This window comes from Mesorhizobium sp. M0047, assembly GCF_040323315.1.
In the GTDB taxonomy this organism is placed as follows: domain Bacteria; phylum Pseudomonadota; class Alphaproteobacteria; order Rhizobiales; family Rhizobiaceae; genus Mesorhizobium.
The window spans coordinates 1-4,536 of sequence record NZ_JAMYUW010000093.1 but is presented as its reverse complement, the minus strand read 5'-3'; the positions used below and the strand labels follow the sequence as shown (position 1 = coordinate 4,536).

General features: G+C 59.7%; 3 protein-coding genes and 1 pseudogene. 1 reads left to right on the top strand and 3 read right to left on the bottom strand.

Translation table 11 applies throughout. The annotated features are described in order from the left end of the window. Positions 1–840: 840 nt before the first annotated feature. Positions 841–2,009, top strand: a protein-coding gene (locus NKJ89_RS35420) for an IS3 family transposase (protein WP_352609046.1) whose coding sequence is annotated in 2 segments (ribosomal slippage) — positions 841–1,105 and positions 1,105–2,009 — 1,170 coding nt in all. Because the reading frame shifts where the segments join, the coding sequence is not laid out codon by codon here. Positions 2,010–2,491: 482 nt separating this feature from the next. Here the strand turns inward: NKJ89_RS35420 and purU are convergent. From purU to NKJ89_RS35400, 3 genes and pseudogenes are all read right to left on the bottom strand, one after another. Beyond that, positions 2,492–3,346, bottom strand: a complete 855-nt coding sequence (gene purU, locus NKJ89_RS35410; protein ID WP_352609045.1) for a formyltetrahydrofolate deformylase — start codon at positions 3,344–3,346, stop codon at positions 2,492–2,494. Between the two features lie 13 nt (positions 3,347–3,359). Next, entirely contained in the window at positions 3,360–4,289 is a 930-nt protein-coding gene (locus tag NKJ89_RS35405) for an electron transfer flavoprotein subunit alpha/FixB family protein (protein ID WP_352609044.1), read from the bottom strand. Positions 4,290–4,445: 156 nt separating this feature from the next. Further along, positions 4,446–4,536 (bottom strand): annotated as a pseudogene (locus NKJ89_RS35400) (electron transfer flavoprotein subunit beta/FixA family protein); the annotation flags it as partial.

The window sequence follows — 4,536 nt, the reverse complement described above, 5'->3', positions numbered from 1 at the left end:
CTAAGATCGGCCTTAGTTATCATTTTCGGATCTCGTCCCTACTTCCCTATAACGGCCGCAACACGATATGCAGCCGCACACTTGCCCCCTTGCCCAAACCACGTCATCGGCGATTGGCGAATTCCAAGGTGTGGCCTTCTGTTAGGAGCTGCCTCAGCGCACTGTGGGTGATAACCAGAACAGCTTCAAATTCTGTTTTCATATCGGCAGTATCTCAGTTCAAGATGGCTACCCACATTACGGAGCAATCCTGCTTTGGTGAGGTGCTAGGCGATCCTGCATCCAATGATGCCGCCACCAATAACGACAACGTCAGCAGGATTCTCTGTTAGCAACCTTCGCGAGCACTCCATGAGCGGCTTCCAAACCGCCTTTTCGATACAAGTGCCTCCGTCCGCGGCCGCACACCGATGAGGAGCTGGCTCAAGCCTACCCGACACCATTTGAAAGAAAACCGAAATTATTGCATCATTCGCTTAAAGGAATTCAAACTATTGAGGGCGGCTTTGCGCAACGTCGATACGGACCGCATCAGGACATTCCTGGCATTTTGCGATTCCGGGAATGGCAGGAGTACCGCAGCCAGTCCTCGGTCAGCATTCATCTACGCCGCCTCGAGGAACTAGGCAGGACGGCACCACAACAGCCCTTATCGTTTAGTCATGCCTTTCACGCCGTCATCGTATCGAGAAGATAAAATTCAGGGTGGCGGAGTGGCCGGAGTATGAGGCGGGACTTCGTCGGCGTCGCAGCCTGACTTTGTGGCTGACACCGTGGTCTGCCCCCATTGAAGTGGTCCTCAATTAGGTATGGCTTTTGAGCCGATTGAGGAGAGACGAGATGGCCAGGAAACGGCACACAGCAGAAGAGATTGTTGCGAAGCTGCGTCAGGTTGACGTGCTGACGTCGCAGGGGCGTCCGGTCGCGGAAGCGGTTCGGTCGATAGGCGTGACTGAAGTTACCTATTACCGGTGGCGCCAGGAATATGGTGGCCTGAAAGGCGACCAGGTGAAGCGTCTGAAGGAGCTTGAGGCCGAAAACACCAGGCTCAGGCGCGCGATCTCCGATCTGACGCTGGACAAGATGATACTGGCCGAGGCTGCGCGGGGAAACTACTAAGCCCCGCGCGTCGCCGTGCCTGTGTGGATCATGTGGTTGCCGAACTAGGGGTGTCCGAGCGACGGGCCTGCCTGGTTCTGGGCCAGCATCGATCGACGCAGCGCAAGATCCCCATGCGATCCGACGATGAAGCGGCGCTGACCGCCGACATCATCGCGCTCGCCACTCAGTATGGCCGTTACGGCTATCGTCGCATCACGGCGATGCTGCATCGAGCCGGCTGGGTGGTGAACCGCAAGCGGGTCGAGAGGATCTGGCGACGCGAGGGGCTGAAGGTTCCGCACAAGCAGCCCAGGCGCGGTCGGCTGTGGTGCAACGAGAACTCCTGCATCCGGCTTCGGCCGGAACATCCCAACCATGCCTGGTCCTACGACTTCGTTCAGGACCGCACCCACAACGGAAGGAGCTTCCGTATGCTCAATGTAATCGACGAGTTCACCCGGGAATGCCTGACGATCAGGATCGGACGCAAGCTGAAAGCCGTCGACGTGATCGACACGCTCTCGGACCTGTTCATCCTGCGTGGGGTGCCCGGCCACATTCGTTCCGACAACGGCCCGGAGTTCGTTGCCAACGCGGTGCGCGAGTGGATTGCCGCTGTCGGGGCGAAGACAGCCTACATCATGCCCGGCAGTCCTTGGGAGAATGGCTATTGCGAGAGCTTCAATTCGAAGCTCCGCGACGAGATGCTCAATGGCGAGATCTTCTACACGCTGGAGGAGGCCAGGGTTGTCATCGAAGGATGGCGCCAGCACTACAACACGGTCCGGCCGCACTCATCCTTGGGCTACAGACCACCAGCGCCGGAAGCTATCCAATGGCCGGCGGCGCATCCCGGCCCAGCTTCGCCGGCCACGCCGACGGTAGCGCCAGCGAGAGGCATCCACTAACATTCAAACCGGATCACCCAATGGGGGCCGGCCAGAGAAGCATGGCGCCGGACCAGATTGGTGGTCCGATCGGACGGTTTACTGCCGACGGTGCCTATCGACGGAACGGCCGCCTACAACGCAATCATCGATCACAGCGCGGCGGCGGCTATCGTCATTCCGATGCGCGCCAAAGCGATCGAACCAACCAACGATAGACCTCCCCACCAAAGGGACCGGCACATCGCCGCAATCAGCAGAGACCGGCGAATGAAATGGCAAGCTTCCACCGGCTACGGCAAGCGCGCGCGGTCGAGACCGCCATCGGGCGATAGAAATCAATGTCGGACCGCGTCTGCGGGCTCCGTCGTTTCACGCTCAGCCCGCGTCATCAAAGATCGAGATCCGCCATGCTCCAGATCCGTGTACCAACGCCTGGCGGATTGCCTCCCTGACAACATATGCGCCCGACACTCGGAATGGTTTTTATCAGGGCGTCTAAGTCAGCTTGAGAATACGATCGTTCTATTTCGGTTCAGCAAAATCCGCCGCTCCAGATGCAGCTTGACGGCCCGTGCAAGGACGCGGCTTTCAATATCGCGGCCCGTCGCAACGAAATCCTCCGCGTTCATCGCATGCGTTACGCGCTCAGTCTCCTGATCAATGATGGGACCTTCGTCGAGGTCGGGCGTCACGTAATGCGCAGTCGCACCGATAAGTTTCACTCCGCGTTCGTACGCCTGATGATAGGGCTTTGCACCTTTGAAGGACGGGAGGAAGGAATGATGGATGTTAATCATCTTGCCGAACAGGCGAGTTGAGAAGTCGTCAGATAAGACTTGCATGTATCTGGCCAGGATGACTAGGTCCGCGCCAGTTTCGCGTACGAGAGCCAACAGCTTTTGTTCCTGCTCGGCCTTGTTCTCCTTGCATACCGGCCAGCAATGATAGGCGACTCCCTCCCGCTCGGCGACCCCACGGCTGTCTTCGTGGTTAGAGACGATCGCTGCTACGTCGACGTTCAGCCAACCGACCTTGATTTGGTAAAGCAGATGAAGCATCGCATGGTCGAATTTCGACACCATAATGATAATCTTGGGCCTATGGCGCGCATCGACGGCGTGAACACACAAACCGAAGCGGTCGATTGCCGATTTGAGTGCATGCTCAATTGACGCGGTCGAAAGGGACTCATCTCCTTCGACGGCCAGACGCATGAAGAAGCGATTGCTGGTACGGTCCCAAAACTGGCTGCTCTCGGCAATGTTGGTACCGAGCGTGGTCAGTACGGTTGCGACGGCCGCGACTATGCCGGGGCTGTCATCGCAGGTTAGAGTTAAAGTCTGGAGTTGCGACATTGTACCTCTCGGGTCAAATCGATCTGGAGAGCTCGGGCAGAATGACGAACAGATCGCCGACAAGGCCGTAGTCGGCGATCTGGAAGATCGGGGCATCCTCGTCCTTGTTGATGGCGACGATGACCTTCGAATCCTTCATGCCGGCGAGGTGCTGGATGGCGCCGGAGATGCCGACGGCAATGTAGAGATCGGGGGCGACCACCTTGCCGGTCTGACCGACCTGCCAGTCGTTCGGCGCATAGCCGGCATCGACCGCGGCGCGAGAGGCGCCGACGGCCGCGCCGAGCTTGTCGGCAACCGGCAGGATGACATCCTGGAACTTTTCCGCCGAGCCGAGCGCGCGGCCGCCCGAGATGATGATCTTGGCCGAGGTCAGCTCCGGACGATCGGTCTCCGACAGCTTGTTCTCGACGAAGGAGGACAGGCCGGGATTGGCGGCCGCCTTGACGGTCTCGACCGGGGCCGAGCCGCCCTCGGGGGCCGCCTGGAAGGAGGCAGTGCGCACCGTGATCACCTTCTTGGCGTCGGTCGACTGCACCGTCTGGATGGCGTTGCCGGCATAGATCGGACGCTTGAAGGTGTCGGACGACACGATCTCGATGATTTCAGACACCTGCGCGACATCGAGCAGGGCGGCCACGCGCGGCGCGACGTTCTTGCCCGACGAGGTCGCCGGCGCGATGATGGTGTCGTAAGCGCCTGCCAGTGAGACGATCAGCGCCGCCAACGGTTCGGCGAGGCGCTCGGTCAATTCGTCGGCCTCGGCCAACAGCACCTTGCTCACGCCCTTCAGCTTGGCGGCGGCATCCGCTGCCGGCTTGGCGCCCTTGCCGGCAACCAGCACATGCACGTCCGAGCCGATCTGCAGCGCCGCCGACAGCGCCTTGGCGGTCTGGTCGGAAAGGGTGGCGTTGTCGTGTTCGGCAATCAGAAGAATAGCCATTGATGATATTCCTGACTTTCGTTTTCGAGGCTCCCTGAAATCCGGTCAGGCCGAGTCGAAAACGGTTGGTTTCGAGAACCGGAGCGGAGCGTACTTCAGTACGTAGCACCGGAAGCGGAGAAACCGGCCGTTTGCAGGCCGGCCTCATCCGATTTCCTAGAGCACGCCGGCTTCGTTCTTGAGCTTGTCGACCAGTTCGGCGACGCTCTTGACCTTGACGCCCGCCTTGCGGCCGCTCGGCTCCTCG